At 63.2% G+C, this 23,359-nt stretch carries 23 protein-coding genes and 1 riboswitch; of the genes, 13 read left to right on the top strand and 10 right to left on the bottom strand.

The annotated features are described in order from the left end of the window. The first annotated feature begins 24 nt into the window (after nt 1–24). Nucleotides 25–186, top strand: a riboswitch (FMN riboswitch). Nucleotides 187–314: 128 nt separating this feature from the next. Next, nucleotides 315–827 (top strand): 6,7-dimethyl-8-ribityllumazine synthase, encoded by a 513-nt coding sequence (locus DT070_RS14265; RefSeq protein WP_122956001.1) that lies wholly within the window; start codon nt 315–317, stop codon nt 825–827. 103 nt (nt 828–930) lie between these two features. Here DT070_RS14265 and parC read toward each other — a convergent pair whose 3' ends face one another. The 4 genes from parC to DT070_RS14245 form a co-directional block, all read right to left on the bottom strand. After that, entirely contained in the window at nt 931–3,285 is a 2,355-nt protein-coding gene (gene parC / locus DT070_RS14260) for a DNA topoisomerase IV subunit A (protein WP_122956000.1), read from the bottom strand. Nucleotides 3,286–3,369: 84 nt separating this feature from the next. Then, a complete protein-coding gene (locus DT070_RS14255) occupies nt 3,370–4,635 on the bottom strand; it encodes a GGDEF domain-containing protein (protein WP_153976361.1) in 1,266 nt (421 codons plus the stop codon). 5 nt (nt 4,636–4,640) lie between these two features. Further along, on the bottom strand, nt 4,641–5,537 hold the full coding sequence (locus tag DT070_RS14250) for a lytic transglycosylase domain-containing protein (protein WP_122955998.1): 897 nt from the start codon (nt 5,535–5,537) through the stop codon (nt 4,641–4,643). Beyond that, nucleotides 5,537–7,507 (bottom strand): DNA topoisomerase IV subunit B, encoded by a 1,971-nt coding sequence (locus DT070_RS14245; protein WP_122955997.1) that lies wholly within the window; start codon nt 7,505–7,507, stop codon nt 5,537–5,539. Before DT070_RS14245 ends, DT070_RS14250 begins: the two co-directional genes overlap by 1 nt. A gap of 213 nt (nt 7,508–7,720) precedes the next feature. Here DT070_RS14245 and DT070_RS14240 point away from each other — a divergent pair, with 213 nt between their 5' ends. From DT070_RS14240 to DT070_RS21515, 7 genes are all read left to right on the top strand, one after another. Continuing rightward, nucleotides 7,721–8,950, top strand: coding sequence for an MFS transporter (locus tag DT070_RS14240; protein ID WP_122955996.1), 1,230 nt, complete (start codon nt 7,721–7,723; stop codon nt 8,948–8,950). A 210-nt stretch (nt 8,951–9,160) separates the two neighbouring features. Continuing rightward, a complete protein-coding gene (locus tag DT070_RS14235) occupies nt 9,161–9,973 on the top strand; it encodes an SDR family oxidoreductase (RefSeq protein WP_122955995.1) in 813 nt (270 codons plus the stop codon). Then, complete coding sequence (locus tag DT070_RS14230) at nt 9,970–10,548, top strand: bifunctional 2-polyprenyl-6-hydroxyphenol methylase/3-demethylubiquinol 3-O-methyltransferase UbiG (RefSeq protein ID WP_122955994.1); 579 nt, start codon at nt 9,970–9,972, stop codon at nt 10,546–10,548. The genes DT070_RS14235 and DT070_RS14230 overlap by 4 nt, the downstream gene beginning before the upstream one ends. A gap of 92 nt (nt 10,549–10,640) precedes the next feature. Further along, on the top strand, nt 10,641–11,525 hold the full coding sequence (gene dapA, locus DT070_RS14225) for a 4-hydroxy-tetrahydrodipicolinate synthase (RefSeq protein ID WP_122957413.1): 885 nt from the start codon (nt 10,641–10,643) through the stop codon (nt 11,523–11,525). Nucleotides 11,526–11,610: 85 nt separating this feature from the next. After that, the gene (bamC, locus tag DT070_RS14220) at nt 11,611–12,702 is read left to right on the top strand and encodes an outer membrane protein assembly factor BamC (RefSeq protein WP_122955993.1); all 1,092 of its coding nucleotides are present in this window, start codon (nt 11,611–11,613) and stop codon (nt 12,700–12,702) included. Between the two features lie 46 nt (nt 12,703–12,748). Continuing rightward, a complete protein-coding gene (locus DT070_RS14215) occupies nt 12,749–13,522 on the top strand; it encodes an MBL fold metallo-hydrolase (RefSeq protein ID WP_122955992.1) in 774 nt (257 codons plus the stop codon). Between the two features lie 59 nt (nt 13,523–13,581). After that, nucleotides 13,582–13,809, top strand: coding sequence for a hypothetical protein (locus DT070_RS21515; RefSeq protein ID WP_194965916.1), 228 nt, complete (start codon nt 13,582–13,584; stop codon nt 13,807–13,809). A 246-nt stretch (nt 13,810–14,055) separates the two neighbouring features. Here the strand turns inward: DT070_RS21515 and DT070_RS14205 are convergent, their stop codons facing one another. Further along, the gene (locus tag DT070_RS14205; protein ID WP_122955990.1) at nt 14,056–14,568 is read right to left on the bottom strand and encodes a hypothetical protein; all 513 of its coding nucleotides are present in this window, start codon (nt 14,566–14,568) and stop codon (nt 14,056–14,058) included. 30 nt (nt 14,569–14,598) lie between these two features. After that, nucleotides 14,599–15,819, bottom strand: coding sequence for a JmjC domain-containing protein (locus DT070_RS14200; RefSeq protein ID WP_122955989.1), 1,221 nt, complete (start codon nt 15,817–15,819; stop codon nt 14,599–14,601). 14 nt (nt 15,820–15,833) lie between these two features. Here DT070_RS14200 and DT070_RS14195 point away from each other — a divergent pair, with 14 nt between their 5' ends. Further along, nucleotides 15,834–16,358: a peptidylprolyl isomerase gene (locus DT070_RS14195; RefSeq protein ID WP_122955988.1), complete on the top strand. Its 525-nt coding sequence runs from the start codon at nt 15,834–15,836 to the stop codon at nt 16,356–16,358. Nucleotides 16,359–16,400: 42 nt separating this feature from the next. Here the strand turns inward: DT070_RS14195 and DT070_RS14190 are convergent, their stop codons facing one another. The 4 genes from DT070_RS14190 to coaBC all read right to left on the bottom strand — a co-directional run bounded on the left by DT070_RS14190 (nt 16,401) and on the right by coaBC (nt 19,343). Then, nucleotides 16,401–16,928, bottom strand: coding sequence for a glycine zipper 2TM domain-containing protein (locus DT070_RS14190; protein ID WP_122955987.1), 528 nt, complete (start codon nt 16,926–16,928; stop codon nt 16,401–16,403). 205 nt (nt 16,929–17,133) lie between these two features. After that, nucleotides 17,134–17,580 carry a dUTP diphosphatase gene (dut, locus tag DT070_RS14185; protein ID WP_122955986.1) on the bottom strand — a complete coding sequence of 149 codons (447 nt, stop codon included), beginning with the start codon at nt 17,578–17,580 and terminating at the stop codon, nt 17,134–17,136. A gap of 3 nt (nt 17,581–17,583) precedes the next feature. Then, nucleotides 17,584–18,030, bottom strand: coding sequence for a hypothetical protein (locus DT070_RS14180; protein ID WP_122955985.1), 447 nt, complete (start codon nt 18,028–18,030; stop codon nt 17,584–17,586). Then, the gene (gene coaBC / locus DT070_RS14175) at nt 18,027–19,343 is read right to left on the bottom strand and encodes a bifunctional phosphopantothenoylcysteine decarboxylase/phosphopantothenate--cysteine ligase CoaBC (RefSeq protein ID WP_122955984.1); all 1,317 of its coding nucleotides are present in this window, start codon (nt 19,341–19,343) and stop codon (nt 18,027–18,029) included. The genes DT070_RS14180 and coaBC overlap by 4 nt, the downstream gene beginning before the upstream one ends. A gap of 165 nt (nt 19,344–19,508) precedes the next feature. On the opposite strand from coaBC, the gene DT070_RS14170 reads away from it, so the two are divergent. The 4 genes from DT070_RS14170 (at nt 19,509) to DT070_RS14155 (ending at nt 23,351) form a co-directional block, all read left to right on the top strand. Next, entirely contained in the window at nt 19,509–21,200 is a 1,692-nt protein-coding gene (locus DT070_RS14170; protein WP_122955983.1) for a CTP synthase, read from the top strand. A 2-nt stretch (nt 21,201–21,202) separates the two neighbouring features. Continuing rightward, nucleotides 21,203–22,060 carry a 3-deoxy-8-phosphooctulonate synthase gene (gene kdsA / locus DT070_RS14165; RefSeq protein WP_122955982.1) on the top strand — a complete coding sequence of 286 codons (858 nt, stop codon included), beginning with the start codon at nt 21,203–21,205 and terminating at the stop codon, nt 22,058–22,060. Between the two features lie 7 nt (nt 22,061–22,067). Beyond that, nucleotides 22,068–22,952 (top strand): FkbM family methyltransferase, encoded by an 885-nt coding sequence (locus DT070_RS14160; protein ID WP_122955981.1) that lies wholly within the window; start codon nt 22,068–22,070, stop codon nt 22,950–22,952. Between the two features lie 108 nt (nt 22,953–23,060). After that, nucleotides 23,061–23,351, top strand: a complete 291-nt coding sequence (locus DT070_RS14155) for a DUF1330 domain-containing protein (protein WP_122955980.1) — start codon at nt 23,061–23,063, stop codon at nt 23,349–23,351. Nucleotides 23,352–23,359: the final 8 nt, after the last annotated feature.

Genomic DNA, 23,359 nt, shown 5'->3' with positions numbered 1-23,359 from the left:
CCCGCTCCGGCCATTTCGCCGGGGCAGCGTTCTCAGGGCGGGGTGAAATTCCCCACCGGCGGTGTTTGCAGGCAACTGCATCAGCCCGCGAGCGCCTTGTTACCGTGCTTCACGCGGCAACAAGGGTCAGCAGATTCGGTTCAACTCCGAAGCCGACGGTCACAGTCCGGATGAAAGAGAGCGCGATGTCGACGGCTGTGCCGTGGGCGCCTACGACTGGCGGCGGGTTTTCCGCTCCGGCTGTTTGCGCGTTCACGTGCAAAGCCGCAGGCTCGTGCGCCCTGATTCTGGTAACACCTCACTAAAGGCCATCCATGAGTCAGTCAACCCAATCCCCGGTTTCCGCCAGCCAGTCCGGCGGCTCCCCTCCCAAGGCGCGTTTCGCCTTTATCCAGTCGTCCTGGCACGAAGACATCGTGGACCAGGGCCGCGGCGCCTTCCTGGCCGAGATGGCCCGGCAAGGTGTGGGCAGCGATGCCATCGACACCTTTGAAGTGCCGGGCGCGTTTGAAATCCCCCTGCACGCCAAAAAGCTGGCGCAGTCGGGCCGCTACGCCGGCGTCGTCTGCTGCGGCCTGGTGGTGGACGGCGGCATCTACCGCCATGAGTTTGTGGCCGATGCGGTCATCAGCGCGCTGATGGGCATCCAGCTGGAAACCGGCGTGCCGGTGTTTTCAGCGGTGCTGACGCCGCAGCATTTTCATGAGCATGAAGAGCACCGCAAGTTCTTCACCGCGCACTTCCTGACCAAAGGCAAGGAAGTGGCGCAGGCCTGCCTGGAGACGGTGGCCGGCCTGAAGAAGCTGGAATCGCTGCTCGTGGCCTGATGCGGTGGCCGGGCCCGGCAGCCCGATAGCCCGGTTGCTACCAAATTGATAGCTATAAGCCCAGGCGCTGCCTGGGCTGGAACCGTATTTTCTACTTAAAGCTCTACTCAACCCGGGTGATGCCGCTCGGCTTGAAGCCGAGGTCGGCCGCCTTGCCCTTGCGGGCGCGCGCGGCACGGGCGTTGTTCAGCGATCGGATTTCCAGCGTCTCTTCACGCGCCTTGCCGCCGCGGCCTATGCCTTCGATCTTCACGCTGCGGGTGTAGGCCGCAGCGCCCGCCAGGGTGTCTTTGGCTTCGAGGTCGATCAGCATCAGGCCGCGCCCGCCGGCGGATTGCATCTTCAGCTCGCCAATCTCGAACGTCAGGATGCGGCCGCCCGTGGAGGCGCAGGCCACATGCGTGGCGGGCACCAATGGCACCGCACCGCTGCTGAAGGCGGCGTGCGACGGCCTGCAAATGGTTTCGCCTTCGGCGCAGCTGATGAAGGCCTTGCCGGCTTTGAGGCGGGAGGTCATGTTTTCGACCGTGGCGAGGAAACCGTAGCCACCGCTGGCGCTGAGCAGCAAGGCGGCGTTGGCCGGGCCCGCAAAGTAATGCACCAGCTGCGTGCCGGACTCCAGGTCGATCAGGGTGGTGAGCGGCTGGCCGTCGCCGCGCGCGCCGGGCAGCGCAGACACCGGCACCGAATAAATCCGGCCGCGCGAGCCGAAGGCCAGCAGCGTGTCGACGGTGCGGCATTCAAAGGTGCCGTACAGCCCATCGCCGGCCTTGAAGGCAAAACCCGCCGCATCGTGCCCGTGGCCGCTGCGTGCGCGCACCCAGCCCTTGTCGCTGATGACCACCGTCACCGGCTCGTCCAGCACCTTGACCTCCAGCACGGCTTTTTTCTCGGCCTGGATGAGCGTGCGGCGCGCGTCGGCGAACTGCTTGGCATCGGCCTCGATCTCCTTGATCAGCAGGCGGCGAAGCGCGGCCGGGCTGCCCAGGATTTCCTCGAGCCTGCCCTGTTCTTCACGCAGGTTTTTTAGTTCCTGCTCGATCTTGATGGCTTCGAGCCGCGCCAGCTGGCGCAGGCGGATTTCAAGAATGTCTTCAGCCTGGCGGTCGCTCAGTTTGAAGCGCGCAATCAGCGCGGCCTTGGGCTCGTCCGACTGGCGGATGATGGCGATCACTTCATCGATATTGAGCAGCACCAGCTGGCGCCCCTCAAGGATGTGGATGCGGTCCAGCACCTTGTCGAGCCGGTGCTGCGAACGCCGCTGCACCGTGGTCTGGCGGAACTCGATCCACTCCGTCAGCATCTGGCGCAGGTTTTTCTGCGTCGGCTTGCCGTCCAGCCCGACCATGGTCAGATTGATGGGCGAAGAGCTTTCCAGGCTGGTGTTGGCCAGCAGCGTGTTGATCAGTTCGGACTGGCTGATCTTGCTGGTCTTGGGCTCGAACACCAGGCGTACCGCGGCATCCTTGCTGGACTCGTCGCGCACCACATCGAGCACGGCCAGCACGGTCTGCTTGAGCTGGACCTGGTCCTGGCTCAGCGCCTTTTTGCCGGTCTTGATTTTCGGGTTGGTCAGCTCCTCAATTTCCTCGAGCACACGCTGCGTGCTGACGCCGGGCGGGAGCTCTTGCACCACCAGCTGCCACTGGCCGCGGGCGAGTTCCTCGATCTTCCAGCGGGCGCGCACCTTGAGCGAGCCGCGGCCCGTGCTGTAAGCCGCCGCGATTTCGGCGCTGCTCGAGATGATCTGCCCGCCGCCCGGGTAGTCGGGCCCGGCGATCAGCGCATACAGCTCTTCGTCGGCCAGCTTCGGTGTCTTGATCAGTGCAACGCAGGCATCGGCCACTTCGCGCAGGTTGTGGCTGGGTATCTCGGTGGCCAGGCCCACGGCAATGCCGCTGGCGCCGTTGAGCAGCGTAAACGGCAGGCGCGCCGGCAACTGGCGCGGCTCTTCAAAGGAGCCGTCGTAATTCGGCACAAAGTCGACCGTGCCTTCGTCGAGTTCATCGAGCAGCAGTGTGGTGATGCGCGCCAGCCGCGCTTCGGTGTAACGCATGGCGGCGGCACCGTCGCCGTCACGTGAGCCGAAATTGCCCTGGCCGTCGACCAGCGGGTAACGCTGGCTGAAGTCTTGCGCCATGCGCACCATGGCGTCGTAGGCAGCCTGGTCGCCGTGGGGGTGGTATTTACCCAGCACGTCGCCGACCACGCGCGCGCTCTTGACGGGCTTGGCCCCGCTGGCGCCATTGGCGCCGCCAAAGCCCAGGCCCATGCGCTGCATGCTGTAGAGGATGCGGCGCTGCACCGGCTTCTGGCCGTCGCAGACGTCGGGCAGGGCCCGTCCCTTGACGACGCTCAGCGCGTATTCCAGGTAGGCACGCTGCGCGTACGCAGCCAATGAATCCTGGTCGGCGGGTTCGGGGATGGGGGCAACGGCGTCGGGGGTAAAGAGGTCCATCTTGGAATTGCTTTGCTTGGCTTTGCGTGATTGACGGATAAGGGGATGGAAATTGTGCGGCAGCGCGGATTATCGGACCAGGCCTCAGCGGCTCATGGGGGGCAGGAATGAAAAGATCGAGTCGCGCTTTGAGTTCGTGGAGCCCTTGGAACCGTTCGTACCATTGGGGCCACCTGGGCTGTCTGGATTGGTCAACTGGTCTTCAGTCACCACCAGGATGCTGCGGTTGCGGTGGCTGCGCGGCCAGTCCCTGAAGATATCGGCCATGCGGCCCAGCCATTCATGGGTCTCGGGCAATGTCATCGGTTTGCTGTTCTTCAGCAGGCTCACGATGACGCGAAACTTGAATTCCACACCTTGCAGCAAAGGGCTGTCAATGCGCAGCCCGCTGACCACGAGCCGGGTGGCCAGGGAGTTGACCTCTTCCGCGCCCTGCAGGCCCTGCGCCACTACGGCAAAGTGCCCACCGGAGATACGGGCGGCCAGGTCGTTGTCGCCGACGGTGCGGCGCAGTCGCATGGCCGCTTCGAGCAGCATTTTTTCGTTGAACTCAGCCCCCAGTTCGTTGAGGAGGCCTTGCCAGTTCTGCACCTCGATCAGGAACAGCGCGTTGCTACCCGGCGTCTGGTGCACGCGCGACATCACACGCATCAGGCGCTCGACCAGCACACTGGTGGTGGCCAGGCCGGTCAATGGATCAGTGACGTTGGCAGAGAAACTGCGCAGGCGGCTTTCATTGAGGAGGCGGCTGCGCCAGACCAGCGACAGGTAGATGGGCGGCACCTGCAACAGGAGCATCAACACCACCGGCCAGTAGGGCTGCCGGGTATCGGTCCATCCGGCGAGGGAAGACACGGAAATCACCAGCCCGGCCAACAAGCCAAACAGCAGCCACCATTTCCAGGGCCCGGCCGAGTCCCATGATTGCTGCATGAGGTAAGCATGGAACGCCAGCAGCAAAACGCCCCACACCAGCGCGGCGATTTGCGAAATCGAAGGCGATGCCACGCCGGCGACAAGGCCCAGCAATACCAGACTGGCCAAGACGACAACGGCGATGATCACTTTGGCCGCCGTGGAGAAGTGCCGGTTTTTCAGGAGCCAGGCCTGCAGCCCCGCCAGCAAGGAGGGGCCGGCCACCAGCAACAGGTCTTCCACCCGCCCGGTATCGTCTGCAAACTGCTGGCCCGCGATCACCGCCGCCACCATCAGCGACACGTAGGCGCCCAACGCCAGCAGCGTGCGCTCGTCATAGGCAAAAGCGATGATCAAACTGAGAAGCAGCACCAGGCCCAACACCCCGACCGCCACACCCAGCGCAAACATCCCGGGATTGAACACAAGGTGCATGGGCGTCAGTTCTGCTCGGGCTGAACCTCTGGCGTGACGGTGGATGCCACCGTGGTCGCGGGCACCATGTTGCCGCGGCCGGTGCCGCCCATCATCTCCATGCGCACCCGGCCACCGGAAGACGCCATCATGCTGGGCGGCTTGAGGTGGTTGTAGAGCTGCATCACGGTCTTGACGTAGTTTTTGGTTTCCGGGTAGTTCGGAATCTTGTTGCCCGCACGTTGGACGGCGCCCTCGCCCGCGTTGTAGGCGGCGATGGCCAGCTCGAGCTGGCCCGGGAACATGGCGATCAGGTCGCTGAGGTAACTGGAGCCGGCGCGGATGTTGGTCTTGGGGTCGGTCAGCCTTTTGTGGACGGTGGAGTCCTTGGTGGCCCGAACGCCATAACGCTCCGCCGTGGGCGGGATCAGCTGCATCAGCCCGACCGCGCCCTTGGGCGATACCGCCTGGGTATTGAAGCCCGACTCGGTGGCAATCAGCGCCTGCAGCAGTTCGTAGTCGATGCCGTGCGTGGCCGAGGCCTCGCGCAGCAGGTGCTTGACGGCCTTGTAATTGGGCGACACATCAAAGTAGGCCAGCAGCTTGGGCGGCGCGGCGGCCACACCCGTGGCACGGTTGGCGCCGCTGCCCACGGCCTTGCCGCTGCGCCCGGCGTTGCTGCCGCCCGCGCTGAAGCTTTCGGCGCCGCGGAAAAAGAGCTCATAGCGGTCGTCCAGCCGCGCGGCGGAGAAATGCGCAATGCCGTCCTTGTCGACATAGCCCCAGATGTCGGCATGGGCCGGGGCGGAAAACAGTGCGGCCAGCCCCAACACCATGGCGGGCAGGCCGGCGGTGCGCAAAGGCCTGCGCAGCAGCGAAATAAATGCGGGAAATGGGAGGCGCAAGGCCAAAGGCAGTTTCATCAAATGTCAATTTCCACGGCGTCGCCGTGCAGCTCCATCAGTTCGCGGCGCGCCGCAGCTTCGCCTTTGCCCATCAGTTTGGTGATGAGCGTCTCGGTTTGCAGGAAATCCTGGTTGCCCAGTTGCACGGGCAACAAGCGGCGGGTATCAGGATTGAGTGTGGTTTCCCATAATTGTTCCGCACTCATTTCGCCCAGCCCCTTGAAGCGGCTGATGCTCCAGGCCCCCTCTTTTACGCCATCTTTGCGTAACTTGTCCAATATGGCGGTCAATTCGCCTTCATCAAGGGCGTAGACCTTGGAGGCCGGCTTTTTGCCGCGCGCCGGCGCGTCCACCCGGAACAGCGGCGGCCGGGCGACATAGACATTACCCGATTCGATCAATTTGGGGAAATGGCGGAAAAACAGGGTCAGCAGCAATACCTGGATGTGCGAGCCGTCCACATCGGCGTCGCTCAGGATGCAAACCTTGCCGTAACGCAGGCCCGAAAGGTCGGGCGTGTCGTTCGGGCCGTGCGGGTCGACCCCGATGGCGACCGCGATGTCGTGGATTTCGGTGTTGGCAAAGAGGCGGTCGCGCTCGACCTCCCAGGTATTGAGCACCTTGCCGCGCAGGGGCAGGATGGCCTGGCTTTCCTTGTCGCGGCCCATCTTGGCGCTGCCGCCAGCGGAGTCGCCCTCGACCAGGAAGACTTCGTTGTGCGCCAGGTCCCGGCTTTCGCAGTCGGTCAGCTTGCCGGGCAGCACGGCCACGCCGGATCCCTTGCGCTTTTCGACCTTCTGGCCGGCTTTCTGGCGGGTTTGGGCGGCCTTGATGGCCAGTTCGGCCAGTTTGCGGCCGTAGTCGACGTGCTGGTTAAGCCAGAGCTCCAGCGTGGGGCGCACAAAGCTGGACACCAGCCGCACCGCATCGCGTGAATTGAGGCGCTCCTTGATCTGGCCCTGAAACTGCGGATCCAGCACCTTGGCGCTCAGGACATAGCTGGCGCGGGCAAAAACGTCTTCGGGCAGGAGCTTGACGCCCTTGGGCAGCAGCGAATGCAGGTCGACAAAACTCTTGACGGCATTGAAGAGGCCGTCGCGCAGGCCGCTTTCATGCGTGCCGCCGGCGCTGGTCGGGATCAGGTTGACATAACTTTCGCGCACCGGCTGGCCTTCTTCGGTGAAGGCCACGCACCACTGCGCGCCCTCGCCTTCGGCAAAACTTTCGTGCGAGGCGTCGGCAAACCCTTCGCCCTCGAACATCGGGATCACCGGGTCGCCGGTCAGCGTCTGCATCAGGTAGTCGCGCAGGCCGCCCTTGTAAAGCCAGGTCTGGACGTCTTTGGTTTTCTCGTTGGTCAGCGTCACCGTGACGCCGGGCATCAGCACGGCCTTGCTGCGCAGCAGGTGCGTGAGCTCGGCCATGGGCAGCGTGGCCGACTCAAAGTATTTGGCATCGGGCCAGGCGCGCACGGTGGTGCCGGTCTTGCGGTCGCCCTCGCCGTTTTTGCGCAGGTGCAGCTTCTCGATCACGTCGCCGCCCGAGAACACCAGGTGGGCGACCATGCCTTCACGGTAGGACGTGACTTCGAGCCGCTTGGACAGCGCATTCGTCACGCTGACGCCCACGCCGTGCAGGCCGCCCGAGAAGCTGTAGGCGCCGCCCTTGCCCTTGTCGAACTTGCCGCCGGCATGCAGCCGGGTGTAGACGATCTCGATGACCGGCACTTTTTCTTCCGGGTGCAGCCCGAACGGGATGCCGCGGCCGTCGTCTTCCACGCTCACCGAGCCGTCGGTGTGCAGGGTGACCTTGATTTTTTTGCCCTGGCCGGCCAGCGCTTCGTCGGCCGAGTTGTCCAGCACTTCCTGGATGATGTGCAGGGGGTTGTCGGTGCGGGTGTACATGCCCGGGCGCTGCTTGACGGGCTCCAGGCCCTTGAGCACGCGGATCGAGCCTTCGGAATAGTCGGTGGGTAGTTTGTCAGCCATGGCAGATGAAAGAATTGCCGCAATTGTAGTCGGGGCTGCGAAAGTCACTGTATGGACGTACAGCTCCACGCTATTGCTGATCGTTTTCGCGGGATCGGTCCTAGGCCTTCGCTGCGCACGAACAGCGAGCCCGGCGGCAGCGTTTTGCCATTTTCGTTACAGTCGGCGGATAGCTACTTTTCGCTTTCTTTTGCGCCGTCCGGCGACCCACCCATGACCTCCGACACCAAAAAACTCTCGATGCTCCAGGTGCTGATCTGCGGCGCCACCATCGTCACGCTCTCCATGGGCATACGCCACGGCTTCGGCCTCTGGCTGCAGCCCATCACCCAGGCGCAGGGCTGGACGCGCGAGACATTTGCCTTTGCGCTGGCGGTGCAAAACCTCTCCTGGGGCATTTTCGGCATCTTTGCCGGCATGGCGGCCGACCGTTTCGGCGCCTTCCGTGTGATCGTGGTCGGGGCCCTGCTCTATGCACTGGGCCTGGTCGGCATGGCCTTGTCGCCGACCGGCTTGCTGTTTACCCTGACGGCCGGCGTGCTGATCGGCGCGGCACAGGCCGGAACGACTTACGCCGTCATTTACGGCGTGATCGGGCGCAATATCCCGGCTGAAAAACGCTCCTGGGCCATGGGCGTGGCCGCGGCGGCGGGCTCCTTCGGCCAGTTCCTGATGGTGCCGGTCGAAGGTTTCCTGATCAGCGGCCTGGGCTGGAAGGAAGCCCTGCTGGTGCTCAGCGGCGCCGTGCTGCTGATCGCGCCGCTGGCGCTGGGCCTGCGTGAAGGCGGCTTTACCGGCGGCCAGCCCGCCAAGCGTGAGCAAACCATCGCCCAGGCGCTGCGCGAAGCCTTCAAATACCCGAGCTTTCAATTGCTGATGGCGGGCTACTTTGTCTGCGGCTTCCAGGTGGTGTTTATCGGCGTGCACATGCCCAGCTACCTGAAAGACAAGGGCCTGTCGCCCCAGGTGGCCAGCTACGCGCTGGCGCTGATCGGCCTCTTCAATGTTTTTGGCACCTACATTGCCGGCTCGCTGGGCCAAAAAATCGCCAAGCGCAAGATCCTGGCATTTATCTACCTCGCGCGCGCCGTGGTGATCGCCGTGTTCCTGGCCGCGCCGCTCAGCCCGCTGAGCGTGTATATCTTTGCCAGCCTGATGGGCCTCTTGTGGCTGTCGACGATTCCGCCGACGAATGCGGTGGTGGCGCAGATCTTCGGCATCCAGCATTTGTCGATGCTGGGCGGCTTTATCTTCTTCAGCCACCAGATCGGCTCCTTCATGGGTGTCTGGCTGGGCGGCTATCTATATGACCGCACCGGCAGCTACGACATCGTCTGGTACATCGCCATTGCGCTGGGCGTGTTTGCCGCGCTGGTGAACCTGCCGGTACGCGAGACGCCGATTGTTCGCGGCGGGCTCGGCAAACTGCCGCAAGGGGCCTGACATGGCCAAAACCATCGGCCTGTGGGCGCTCGCGATCATCGCGTCGCTGGGGGTGTTTGCCCTCTACACACGGCCCGATTTCCTGGTCACACTCGCCAACCAGATCTGGGCCTGCTTCTAGCCTTTGCACTCTTGCGTTCCAAGTAAGGCCGGCCCGGAATTTTTAAGTTATTTCGGGCTCCAGCCCAATAAACACGTGCACTAGCTGCTATGAAAACGATAGTAATTACAGGGGCTTCCGACGGCATAGGCGCCGAGATGGCGCGGCAACTCGCCCAAACCCACGGCGCCGGCGTGGCGCTGGTGCTGGCCGCGCGCAACGAAGCGCTGCTCCAGGAGGTCGCTGGCCAATGCGCCGCGCGCGGCGCACAAACACTGGTCGTCAAAACCGATGTCTCCATCGAGGCCCAATGCCGCCACCTGATCGACGCCGCCGCCGGGCGCTTCGGCCACATCGACGCGCTCATCAACAACGCCGGCATGTCGGCGCAGGCCCTGCTGGAAGACGTCAAAGCCGAAGATCTTGCCTGGTATGAGCAGCTGATGCGCATCAATTTGTGGGGCAGCGTGTGGTGCACCCATGCCGCCTTGCCGCACCTGAAACTGCGCCGCGGCAGCATCGTGGCCGTGTCCAGCCTGGCCGGGCTGATCGGCGTGCCGGGCCGCACAGCCTATAGCGCCACCAAATTTGCCATGGTGGGCTTTTTTGAGGCGCTGCGCGCCGAAATGAAGGGTGCCGGCGTCAGCGTGACCACGGCCTACCCGGGCGTGGTCGCCACCAACATCCGGCACCGCGGCTTCAATGCGGCCGGCGTGCCGGCGGGATCCAGCGGCCTGAAAGAAGACGGCGCCATGAGCGTCGAAGAATGCGCCCGCCTCATCCTGCAGGGCATGGCGAGCCGGGACCGCGAAGTCGTCATGACGGCCAAGGGCAAGCTGGGCCGCTGGCTCAAGCTGATTGCGCCCGGCCGGGTGGAAGCGATGGCGCTGGCGGCGCTGAAAGACGACGTCAAACCAACATGACGGGAGCTTTGCACGGAACGGAGCCGCCCTCCGCCTGGGTGCAACGTTGGTCACACCTGGTGCCCAAGCGCGGCGTCGTGCTGGACGTCGCCTGCGGCCACGGACGCCACGCACGCTGGTTTTATGAACGAAATCACCCTCTGGCCCTTGTGGATCGTGCACAAGACGCTATCGATTTCATAGCAAACCAGCTTCCCGCCACGGCCTTTGAAGCCGTGGTGGCGGATATCGAAGGCGGCCCCTGGCCTTTTGCGGGCCGCCAGTTTGACGCCGTCATCGTCACCAATTACCTCTGGCGCCCGCTGCTGCCTACCCTCGTGGCCAGCCTCGCGCCGGGCGGCGTGCTGATTTACGAAACTTTTACGCAGGGCAATGAAACGGTCGGCAAGCCGTCGCGGCCCGACTTTTTGCTGCGGCCCGGTGAATTGCTCGAGGTTTGCCAAGGCTTGCGGGTGGTGGCTTTCGAAGAAGGTTTCCATGAAACCCCGCCGCGCTTCATCCAGCGCATCGCCGCCGTGCGTGACGCCCCCGCGACTGCGGGTTTGCCCGCCCCGGCCCGGTATTTACTGCCCTAGGCTCTGGGTAGAATGCAGGATTGGCTTTCTGGAGCCGGCCGGCAGTCATGCGGCCAGACCCTCCCCAGGCCGCGAACGATTACAAGCAAAGCATGAAACCCATTACTGGCAGCATCGTTGCACTGGCAACGCCCTTGCACGAAGACGGCAGCGTTGATTACCCCACATTGCGCAAGCTGGTCGACTGGCACATCGCCGAGGGAACCGACTGCATTGGCGTGGTGGGAACCACTGGCGAGTCCCCTACCGTTAATGTCGAAGAGCACTGCGAAATCATCCGGGTGTCGGTCGAGCAGGCCAAAAAGCGCGTGCCCATCATGGCCGGCTGCGGCGCGAACTCCACCGCCGAAGCCATCGAGCTCGCCAAATTCGCCAAAGGGGTCGGCGCCGACTGCCAGTTGCAGGTCGTCCCCTACTACAACAAGCCCACCCAGGAAGGCCAGTACCGCCACTTCAAGGCGATCGCCGAGGCCGTGGGCGACCTGCCGACCGTGCTTTACAACGTCCCCGGCCGCACCGTGGCCGATATGGCGCATGCCACCGTGCTGCGCCTGGCCCAGGTGCCCGGCATTGTCGGCATCAAGGAAGCCACCGGCAACATCGAACGTGCGCAGTGGCTGATCAAGGAAGTGCCCAAGGGCTTTGCCGTGTATTCCGGCGACGACCCGACCGCCGTGGCGCTGATGTTGTGCGGCGGCCAGGGCAATGTCAGCGTGACGGCCAACGTCGCGCCGCGCCTCATGCACGAACTGTGCGTTGCCGCCGTGGCAGGCGACGCCCGGCGCGCCATGGAACTGCAACTAAAGCTGCTGCCGCTGCATCGAAACCTCTTTGTCGAAGCCAACCCGATTCCCGTCAAGTGGGCCATGGCCCGCATGCGCCTTTGCGGTGGCACGCTGCGCCTGCCGATGACGCCGCTGGAAACTTCGAACGAAGCTGCCGTCGAAGGCGCGCTGCGCGCCTGCGGCCTGATTTGACTTGCCTGATCTGATTTTTAAGGGAACCCAAGTGAAGATATCGTCAACACGTCCTGCATTTTCAAAAGCCCGGAGCACCGCAACCGTGTCTGCACTGGTTGCCCTCAGCCTGCTCGCCGGCTGCTCCACCCTCAGGGATGTCATGGACGGCGAGCGCGTCGACTACAAGACGAGCGGCGCGAAGGGCCCATCCCTGGATGTTCCTCCCGACCTCACGCAGCTCAGCCGTGAAACCCGTTACGTGGTGCCCGGCACGGCGGTGTCCGCCAGCAACTACCAGGTGGGGCAACCCGCCCAGGCGGTGCAAACCGCAGCGGTGAGCGTGGGCGACGTGCGCATTGAACGCGCGGGCAGCCAGCGCTGGCTGGTCGTGAACCGTCCCGCCGACAAGCTCTGGGGCCCTGTCCGTGATTTCTGGCTGGAGAGCGGCTTCCTGCTGTCGCAAGACCAGGAAAACCTCGGCATCATGGAAACAGATTACGCCGAGAACCGCGCCAAGCTCCCGCAAGACTTCATCCGCAGCGCCCTGGGCAAAGTGCTTGACGGCCTTTACTCGACCGGCGAGCGCGACAAGTTCCGCACCCGGCTGGAGCGCCGCACCGACGGCGGCACCGAAATTTATGTCAGCCACCGCGGCATGGTGGAAGTCATCACCGGCGCAAAAAGCGGCGCGTCTACCGGCGACAGCACGGTATGGCAGCCCCGCCCCGCAGACCCTGAACTTGAGGCCGAATTCCTGCGCCGCCTGATGGTCAAACTGGGCGTGACGCAAGAGCAATCAAAAGCCCTGGTGGCGGCCGGCACGCCAAGGCAGACCTCCCGCATCGCCACCGTCAACAACCAGCCTGTCGTCCAGATCGACGAAGGTTTTGAGCGCGCCTGGCGCCGGGTCGGCCTGGCCCTGGACCGCACCGGCTTCACCGTCGAAGACCGCGACCGCAGCAAAGGTACTTACTTCGTGCGTTATGTCGAGCCCGTCGCAAACAAGACCGAACCTGGTTTCTTCAGCAAGCTGTTCAGCGGCTCCCCTGCTGCCGTACCACCTTTGAAGTACCAGATCACCGTCAAGAGCCAGGGTGAAAGCACCACGGTGGCGGTCCTTAACGCCCAGGGCGCGCCTGAAGCGTCTGCCAATGCGCAGCGCATTGTGCAGGTGATCGCCGACGACCTGAAATAAGAACCCGCTCGCGGCCCGGCTCCCCAGACAGAGGTCTTCCACCGCGGTGTTAAGGTTCAAAAGCCTGGGCAGCGGCAGTTCGGGCAATGCCACAGTGGTCGAAGCGGTGGGGACCGCTCCCTTGCGTGTCCTCATCGATTGCGGGCTGGGCCTCAAGCACCTGCTCTATCGCCTGGGTGAAGCCGGCCTGCAGCCGCAAGACATCCACGCCGTATTTGTGACACATGAGCACGGCGACCACATTGGCTGCGCGCGGTCACTGGCCTTGCGCTACCGCATCCCGGTCTGGATGAGCCGCGGCACCCACGCCGCCATTGGGTCGCCGGATTTTGACGGCTTGCTTCGCACGGCACGCGATAACCAGGTCATCGACCTGGGCGGCATGCAGCTCACACCCTTTACCGTGCCCCACGACGCGCGTGAACCACTGCAGCTCAGTTGCACCGACGGTTCGGCCAAGCTGGGCATCCTGACGGATCTTGGCCACGCCACCGCCCACGTGATGGCGCATCTTGCCGCTTGTGATGCCTTGCTGCTGGAGTGCAACCACGACACGGACATGCTGGCCCAATCCTCTTATCCGCCCTTCCTGAAACGCCGGGTAGGCGGCCAGTACGGCCATCTTTCGAATGTGGCGGCGGCGGACATCGCACGCCTGGTCACCCATAAGGGCTTGAAGCACGTGGTAGCAGCGCACCTGAGCGCGCAGAACAACCGGCCGGCGCTGGTTCAAAGCCTGATGGCTGAAACCCTGTCTTGCGGTGCGGAAGACATCGTCGTGGCAAAACCCGACACCGGCACCCCCTGGCTCAGCGTCTGAAGGCCTGAAGACCGGACGCTACACGCGTAAAAAAACAAACAGGCATAAAAAAAGCCGCCATGAGGCGGCTTTTTCGAATCGCTGAAGAAATTACTTCGCGGCGCTGGCAGCAGCAGTGGCGGCAGCAGCAGCTGCGTCGGCTGCAGGAGCAGCAGCGGCTGGTGCGGATGCGTCAGCAGCAGGTGCTGGAGCAGCGGCAGGTGCTGGAGCAGCAGCTGGTGCGGGTGCTGGCGCAGGAGCTTCTTCCTTCTTGCCGCAAGCAGCCAGAGCAACAGCGGCAACGATAGCTGCCAGGACGAGTGACTTGTTCATTTTTACGATCCTTGATGATATTTAAGAAAACAATTTCCGGAAATTGCCAAAAAAAAACCTGAACCGGAATTCAAGTGTATTTTTGACCGGGGAAAGGACTCGAGCTCTTTCTACCCAGCTTTAAATTATATGCCGGATATTAGAAACATGAATGCAAGCCTGAAAACCCTTAGTCGGCCAATCGCTACCGCAAGGCGGACCCCTGTGCACCAATACCCGGCTTAGAGCCCGAGCGTCGTTGCAGGAAAGGCCGGTGAGCTTTTCAGCATGCGTTCATTCAGGCGCTCCTTCAGCGCAACCCGCCTGGCGACCTCGGAGCCGGCAACCCCGGTGCAGCGTTGCGGGTCGAGGCGCTCGAACACCCATTGGGGGCCCAGCAGCGCGCTGGGCATATCGTCGGCCGGCGCCGATGCGTTGGCACGGCACTCCACAATGTGCGCCCAGGTTCGCCGCCAGGTAACGAACCTTGCGTGCCGGCGAAGTACTTCGTCGTAGTTTTTGGCCAGCATGGTGAACTTGCGCCCGGTCCTGGACCAGTCATTCAAGGCCTGGACCACCGCGCGCTCGCCCAAGGGCCAATCGCCAAAATCAGGATCGCAGACGATGATCTCGCGCCATCCCTGCGCGGCCGCCGCCGAGAACGCCTGGCGGATCAGCGCTGTAAAGTCCGTGAGGCCGCTGAAGCGGCCCTCCAGCAAGGCAAAAGGCGGGGTCGCTGATTTTTCGGTGTCCATGAGGCTTCTCCCGGAGTCAGTGGCAGCAGTTCAGGATTCAGCGGGCGGCAACTCCTGCCGCAGCCAGCCGGCATCATGCCAATCACCCAGCAAGGCCAGCGCGGCCGCGCCGGCTTTTCGCAGTTCACGCGGCGCCAGGCTGCGCTGGTCGGCCAGCCGCCGCATAAGGCTTGCATCCGCTCCCTTGGCGCGATAACTCTCGCCGTTGATGAAGACGTGGTCGCTGTCATACATCATCCGGGTGCGGGGATCAAGCCGGACACCGGACTGCCCTGCCTGCGCGGAATCGGCGTCCCACTCGTGAACGGCCTCGTCAAACCACACGGAAGCCTTTGGCTCGGTCATGTATTCGCCCAGGACACAAGCCAGCGCCAGGGGGTCTTTGAGCGCCTCCTGGACAGCCTGTCCGGCAAAAACGGCCAGGCTGGCCGGCAAGGCGGCCGGCGTGGCCGTGGCGGCTTGCCCGGGATCACGGTAGAGAACCGTCGCCTTCGCGCTACGGCCACCGCCGGATGCAGGGTCATCGCCGCCCTCTTCGCTGAATTCGGCCAGGCGCTGCAGCAGCTCCGATGCCAGCTCGCTGTGCCCCGGTGACCTGAAGCCGATGGAATAAGTCATGCAATCCGCCGCCTTGCCGTCCGCCTGCATCGCGGTTTCTGCAATGCCGTCATGCGCATAACGCGGGGGCAGGTACAGCATGTCGCCGGCTTCCAGCACAAATTCTTCCTCGGGTTCAAAGTTCTGCAAAATTTTCAGCGGCACGCCTTCCTGCAAGCTCAGGTCTTTTTGCCGCCCGATCTTCCAGCGCCGCCGGCCGCTGGCCTGCAGCAAAAATACGTCGTAGCTGTCAAAGTGCGGCCCCACGCCGCCGCCCGCCGTGGCAAATGAAATCATCAGGTCGTCCAGCCGCGCATCAGGGACAAAACGGAATTTCTGCAGAAGCGCATGCGCCGAAGGCTCATGCAGGTCCACGCCCTGCACCAGCAAAGTCCATGCTTTCTGGCTCAGCGGCGGCAGGCTGCGCGGGGCAACGGGGCCTTGCGCCATGCGCCAGCCCTTGAGCTGCTTCGTGATGAGGCGAGACTCCACCTGCTCACGCGAGGCCAGCTTGAACAGCGCGCTGCGGCTGAGCAGTGGCTTGAACCCGGGGATCGCCTGGCGCACGAGCAAGGGCTTTTTTTGCCAGTGCCGGCGCATGAATTGCGCCGGGCTCAGGCCGGCGAGAAGCGCTAGAGGTTCATTTACATCCATGGGACAATTGTCGGATGAAAATCACCCCGCAATGCGTCGTAGCCCTCACATGGACGCTGAAAGACACTCTGGGCGATGTGCTGGATGAACTCGATGAGCCGATCGAGTTCCTGCTGGGCGGCGACGACCTGCTCGCCAAAATTGAAGAGGCTTTGCAGGGACATGAGGCCGGTGACCGGCTGGAGCTGCACCTTGAGCCGGAAAACGCCTTCGGTGACTATGACGAAAACCGGGTCTTCCTGGAACCCCGCCAGGTTTTCCCGGCGGAGCTGGAAGAAGGCATGACGTTTGACGGTGCAGCCCTTCCCAAAGGCACAAGTGGACTGGCGCCTCATGACCATATTTACACAGTCACAGAAATCTACCCAGAGCACGTTGTGCTTGACGGCAACCATCCCCTGGCGGGCATTGCGATCCGCCTGGCCATCAAGGTCGAAGCGGTACGCGAAGCCACCGAGGACGAAATTGGCCAAGGCTCCCTGGGCACGGGTTTCTTCAAACTCGAACCGATTACGCCCGGCAACAACACCCTGCACTGAGGCGGCGGCAGCGCATTCTGCCCGCCACTCGCCTCTGCGTGTTTACATCCGGTAGAGCAGGCCGTTTTCAATCCTGACGCGGTCGCCGATACGCAGGTCGCCGGTGGACGGCACGTCATAAGCACGGCCGGTTCCGTTGTCGAGCTGTACGGATACACGGTAGGTTTCACGGACCGTCGCGTTGCGGTTTTTCTCGATGGCATTGCCTGCCATCGCACCGCCGACTGCACCGGCTACCGTGGCAATATCCTTGCCGGTTCCGCCGCCGATCTGGTGGCCGACCACTGCACCGGCCACACCGCCGAGCACGGCACCTACGCCTGAGCCCCTGGCAGGTTCCTGGGTGCGGAACACTTCGACGTTGCTGACGCGCCCGTATTCCACATAGCGGTTCTGCTGGTTGGCAGGGTAGTTTGCAGCGGGATAGCTGGGATTCGGGTAGCTGGCGTTAGGGTAGGTGGCGGGGTAGTTGGCATCAGACACCGGTGGGCTCATGGGAGCACACGCTGCCAGGCCGGCAATTGCCAGTACGGCACAGGTCGATGAAATAAGGCGGGATGTGTTTCGCATGAGTCTCTCCTGTTAATAAGTTCATGAGATCCCGCCACCTGCAACTGCTTGTCTTGCGAGAAGCTGTACCAGGGGCCAGGGACTCCCATGGCTCATTAAGGACACACCGCCGCGAATTCCGGGTGGGGTTTGCGCCCATCAGGACGTGGGAGTCCTGTTGCAGGGAATGTAGGAGAAGCCCCACTGATCGCAGGAAGCCCGAGGGTCAAGCCTTGCCAGTGGAGCCGTAGCCGCCCTCGCCCCGCTCGCTCGCGGGAAATTCGGCCACCACATTGAACTGCGCCTGCACCACGGGCACGATCATCAACTGCGCAATGCGCTCCATGGGCTCAATGGTGAAGGGCACGTCGCTGCGGTTCCAGGCGCTGACCATCAATTGCCCCTGGTAGTCGCTGTCGATCAGGCCGACCAGGTTGCCGAGCACGATGCCGTGCTTGTGGCCCAGGCCGGAGCGCGGCAGGATGAGCGCCGCATAGCCGGGGTTGTGCAGGTAGATGGCGATGCCGGTAGGCACCAGTTGCCAGGCATTGGCCGCCAGTGTGAGGGGCGCATCCAGGCAGGCCCGCAAGTCGAGGCCGGCGCTGCCGGGCGTTGCATATGCGGGGAGGTTGCCTTGAAGCCGTGAGTCGAGGACCTTGACGTCGATTTGCATGAACTACTTTTTCCTGGATGGTTGATTTTTTTGGGCTTCTTCCGCCGCCTGGCGGGCCAGCTCACGCAAGCGCTGCACCAGCGCGCCCGAAGAATTGCGATTGACCTTGAAGATCACCCAGGCGGCATAAACCAGCAGCGCGGGAATAAACAGGAAGCCGGCGCCCGGCACAAGCCGGCTCAGCGCCTGGGTGGCGATCCACAGGCCGACCACCCACTTGATGTGCGTCAGCAGCGAGATACCGGCCAGGGGCGCCGCGGCTGGTTTCACGGAGGGTGTGCCCGAACTCGCCGAAAACCGGGATGGCGGCGAAGACTGCGTTGCGGCCTCCTTGGCCCCCTGAGGCTTGAGCAGGTCTTCGCGGGCGCCCGCCGAGGCATTGGCGCCGGTCAGGCGCTCGACATAGCTCGCAAAGTCGCCATCAGGTGGCGTGTCCGAGGGGTGATTCATGCCGCCGCCGCTTTTTTACCAGGCTGCGCGCGGGGCGCCATCCTGCCGGCAATTTCCTGCACCAGCCGCCGCGCGAGCGAGAGTTTGGAGGCCCTGGGCAACTCGGTGGCGCCCTTCTCGTCGATCAGCAGCAAGGCATTGTGGTCTTGCCCAAACGTGGCGGGGCCGATATTGCCGACCAGCAGCGGCACCTTTTTGCGAAGCCGTTTGGCTTGTGCGTTCTCCAACAGGTCATGGCTTTCCGCGGCAAAGCCCACGCAAAACAGCTTCCCCGACTGGGCGGCGGCTGACTGGGCGACTGTGGCCAGGATGTCCGTGTTCTCCGAAAACGTCAGTTGCGGCGTCTTGCCCGAGCCGTCCTTTTTGATTTTCTGGGCCGAAGGCGCAGCCGGCCGCCAATCGGCCACCGCCGCCGTTGCTATAAAAACAGTAGCAGCATGTGCATGCACCGTAACGGCTTCAAGCATATTTTGTGCTGATTTAACGTCGACGCGTGTGACACCGCGCGGCGTGGGCAGCCCCACCGGGCCGGCGACCAGCGTCACATCAGCGCCGGCTTCCCGGGCCGCGCGCGCAATGGCAAAACCCATCTTGCCGCTCGACAGGTTGGTGATGCCGCGCACCGGGTCGATGGCTTCATAGGTGGGACCGGCCGTGATCAGCACGCGCTGGCCGGCCAACACCTTAGGGGCAAAAAAAGCGATGAGGTCTTCGAGGATCTGCTCCGGCTCCAGCATGCGGCCATCACCCGTTTCGCCGCAGGCCTGGAAGCCGCTTCCCACGCCCAGCACCGTGGCGCCGTCGGCGTCCAGCTGGATAAAGTTGCGCTGCGTGGCCGGATGCGCGTACATCTCGCGGTTCATGGCCGGCGCCACCAGCAAGGGCACCTTGTCGATGGGACGGGCCAGGCACATCAGGCTGAGCAGGTCGTCCGCGCGGCCGTGCAGCAGCTTGGCCATGAAGTCGGCGCTCATGGGCGCAATCAGGATGGCGTCCGCTTCGCGCGACAGGTTGATGTGTGCCATGTTGTTGCTCATCCCGCCGGAGGGGCGGCTGTCCCACTGGCTGGTATAGACCGGGCGGCCGCTCAGGGCCTGCATGGTGACGGGCGTGATGAACTGCTCGGCCGCTTCGGTCATGACCACCTGCACCGCGGCGCCAGCCTTGATCAGGGCCCGGCACAGCTCGGCCGCCTTGTAGCAGGCGATACCGCCGGACAGGCCCAGCACGATGTGTTTTCCTGCCAGGTCCAGGGCTTCATCGCGGCCTGCGCCGCTTCCGAGGGGACCGGGGGAGTTCGCTTGATTCGTCATGTTCCGCAATGTATCAGCTAGCCAAGCCCCCACACCGCTCGCGGCCGCCCGGCGGGCCCGGAATGGCCTTGAGCCGAAATTCAATGGCCCTGGCGGCGGCCTGCCGGCACTCAACCCGTATAATCTCCGTTTACCACCTCTACGAACTTGCGGTTCGTACCTGACATGACCAAATTTGTCTTCGTCACCGGCGGTGTGGTGTCTTCCCTGGGCAAGGGAATCGCCTCAGCCTCCTTAGCTGCGATCCTGGAATCGCGAGGCCTCAAAGTCACTTTAATCAAGCTCGATCCCTACCTCAACGTGGATCCCGGCACGATGTCGCCCTTCCAGCACGGCGAGGTTTTTGTGACCGACGACGGCGCCGAAACCGACCTGGACCTTGGCCACTATGAGCGTTTCATCGAAACGCGCATGCGCAAGGCCAACAACTTCACCACCGGCCAGATCTACAAAAGCGTCCTCGAAAAGGAACGCCGCGGCGACTACCTCGGCAAGACCGTGCAGGTCATCCCGCACGTCACCAACGAAATCCAGGAATTCGTCAAACGCGGCGCCGGTTATGAAACCCCCGACGCGGTCGACGTCGCCATCGTCGAAATCGGCGGCACCGTCGGCGACATCGAGTCCCTGCCCTTCCTTGAGGCCGTGCGGCAGATGAGCCTGCGCCTGGGCGCCAACAACACGGCTTTTGTGCACCTGAGCTATGTCCCCTGGATCGCCGCTGCCGGCGAGCTCAAGACCAAACCGACGCAGCACACGGCCAAGCAACTGCGCGAGATCGGTATCCAGGCCGATGTGCTGCTGTGCCGCGCGGACCGCCGCATCCCCAATGAAGAGCGCGAAAAGATTTCACTGTTCTCCAACGTCCCTGAATGGGGCGTGATTTCGATGTGGGACGTCGACACGATTTACAAAGTCCCCCGCATGCTGCACGAGCAGGGCCTGGACGGCCTGATCTGCGACAAGCTGCGTCTCAATACCCCGCCGGCCAATCTCCGGCGCTGGGACGACCTTGTCTACGAGACCGAGCATCCGCAAACCGAAGTCAATATCGCCATGGTCGGCAAGTACGTCGATCTTTCCGACAGCTACAAGTCGCTCAATGAGGCCCTGCGCCACGCCGGCATGAAAAACCACGCCAAGGTGGTCATTGAGTACGTCGATTCCGAAACCATCACGCCCGACAACGTCTCGCGCCTGGCGCGCTTCGACGGCATCCTGGTGCCGGGCGGTTTCGGCGTTCGCGGTGTCGAAGGCAAGATCTGCGCGGCCCGTTTCGCCCGTGAGCAAAAGATGCCTTACCTCGGCATCTGCCTGGGCATGCAGGTCGCCACCATCGAATTTGCACGCCATGTTGCAGGCCTCAAAGATGCCAACAGCACCGAGTTCGACCCGGCCACACCGCACCCCGTGATCGCGCTGATCACCGAGTGGAAAGACGCCGACGGCACCATCAAGACACGCGATGCCAAGTCCGACCTGGGCGGCACCATGCGGCTGGGCGCGCAAAGCTCGGACGTCGCCAAGGGCTCGCTGGCCCACAAGATTTATGGCGACGTGGTGACCGAACGCCATCGCCACCGCTATGAAGCCAACGTCAACTACCTTGACGCCCTGCGCGCCTCGGGCCTGGTCATTTCCGCGCTGACCCAGCGCGAGCAGCTCACCGAAATCGTTGAACTGCCCCAGGACGTCCACCCCTGGTTCGTCGGCGTGCAGTTCCACCCCGAATTCAAGTCAACGCCCTGGGACGGCCACCCGCTGTTCAATGCCTATATCGCGGCCGTGCTCCAGCACCGCGCCACCGCCGGGCAAGGCGGAAAACCAGCCGCCAAGCCCCTGAAGGCGGTAGCCTGACCATGAAACTTTGCGGATTCGACATTGGCCTGGACCAGCCGTTTTTCCTGATTGCCGGCCCCTGTGTGGTCGAGTCCGAGCAATTGCAGATGGACACCGCCGGCACCCTCAAGGAAATTACCGCCTCGCTGGGCATCCCTTTTATCTTCAAAAGCAGTTTCGACAAGGCCAATCGCACCAGCGAGACGGCCTTTCGCGGACTCGGCACGGAAAAAGGACTGGAGATTCTGGCCAAGGTCAAAAAGGACATCGGCGTGCCGGTGCTGACGGACATCCACTCCGAAGACCAGATCGCCCAGGTCGCCAAAGTCGTCGACGTGCTGCAAACACCGGCCCTGCTGTGCCGCCAGACCGACTTCATCCACGCCGTCGCGCTGTCCGGCCTGCCGGTCAACATCAAGAAGGGCCAGTTCATGGCCCCGGGCGACATGAAGAATGTCATCCTCAAGGCGCGCGCGGCCGTCAAGGCGGCCGGCCTGCCGGAAGACAACTTCATGGCCTGCGAACGCGGCGCCAGCTTCGGCTACAACAACCTGGTCAGCGACATGCGCAGCCTGGCGATCATGCGCGAGACCAACGCGCCGGTCGTGTTTGACGCGACCCACTCGGTGCAATTGCCCGGCGGCCAGGGCACCAGCAGCGGCGGCGTACGCGAGATGGTCCCGGTGCTGGCGCGTGCTGCAGTGGCCGTCGGCGTTGCCGGCCTGTTCATGGAAACCCACCCGGACCCGGCCAGGGCCTTGTGCGACGGCCCCAATGCCGTGCCGCTCAAACACATGAAGGCGCTGCTGGAAACATTGCTGGCGCTGGACCGCGTGACCAAGAAAAACGGCTACCTCGAGAACAATTTCTCCGCCTAGCATCACCATGAGCAGTTCCAGCAAGGAAGCGCAGCTGTATCGCCTGGACGAGTGCCGCCACGGCCGCTTCCTGACCAATGTGAACGACACCTATATCGGCCATAGCCTGAGAACCTACGGCGAATGGTCGGAAGCCGAAGTCAGCCTTTTTTCCCAGATCGTGCGGCCCGGCGACACGGTGCTGGAGGCCGGCTCCAACATCGGCTCGCACACCACCTGGTTTTCCCAGGCGGTGGGCGATACCGGATGCGTGCTGGCTTTCGAAGCCAACCGGCACACTCACCAGTTGTTGTGCGCGAATCTTGCACTCAATGAATGCCTGAACGTGCATGCGCACCACGCAGCCATAGGGGCTGCCGGCGGCACGGTCGACTTCCCGGTGCTTGACCCGAACGCCATCAACAACTTCGGCTCCGCATCGCTGGTCAGGCGCACCTACGACAAAACCGAACGCGTCACGCAAAAAAGCGTGGATGAACTTCAGCTGCCACGGCTGGACTTCCTCAAGTCGGACATCGAAGGGTACGAGCCCGAGTTGCTCAAAGGCGCGCAGGACACCCTCACGCGCCTGCGCCCGCTGCTCTTTCTTGAAATAACCCCCCTGCCCGGCAGGCCCGCCGGCAACCGCGACGACCTGGTCGGCTTCCTGGCCCCCTTCAATTACGCGTGCTACTACTATGTGGCGCCCATGTTCAACGCTGGCAACTACCGCAGCCAGGCGGAGGATGTATTCCGGGGCGTGTCCCTCGACATGCTGTGCGTACCGGTGGAAAGGGTATTGGTAGAAGGACTGACGCAAGCGACAGTCGGCGACAAGCACATCGAACTCAGGGAGGACAGCCTGACCTATACACTCTTGACTTGGTCAGGTGCACAGGTCCGGTTTCTTTAACACCCACCTTCAGAACTCAAACAAATCGACGGCCGGGCAGACCCGGGCCGGACGGCAAAAAAAACAGCCCGCACCGGCGGGGCCTTTCAAAGAACCTTCGGAGCCGACATGCCCAGCGCCTACATCATTGCCAACGTCACAGTTACGAACCCCGAACAATACGAACAGTACAAAAAACTGTCTAGCATTGCCATGCAGGCGCACGGTGCCGAGGTCTGCGTACGCGGCGGCAAGCTTGAAGTGCTGGAAGGCGACTGGACGCCCAATCGCATCGTGGTGCTGAAGTTCCCGAGCATGGAGCAGGCCCGTGCTTTCAATGAATCGGCCGAATACGATGCGGCCCGCCAATCACGCCAAGGTATCGCCGTCATGCGGATGGTGTTGGTCGAGGGTGTGTAGCAAAAGTT

The organism is Polaromonas sp. SP1 (assembly GCF_003711205.1).
Lineage (GTDB): Bacteria > Pseudomonadota > Gammaproteobacteria > Burkholderiales > Burkholderiaceae_C > Polaromonas.
Note: the sequence above shows the minus strand (reverse complement) of the source record. Positions and strands in the feature narration are given on the sequence as shown.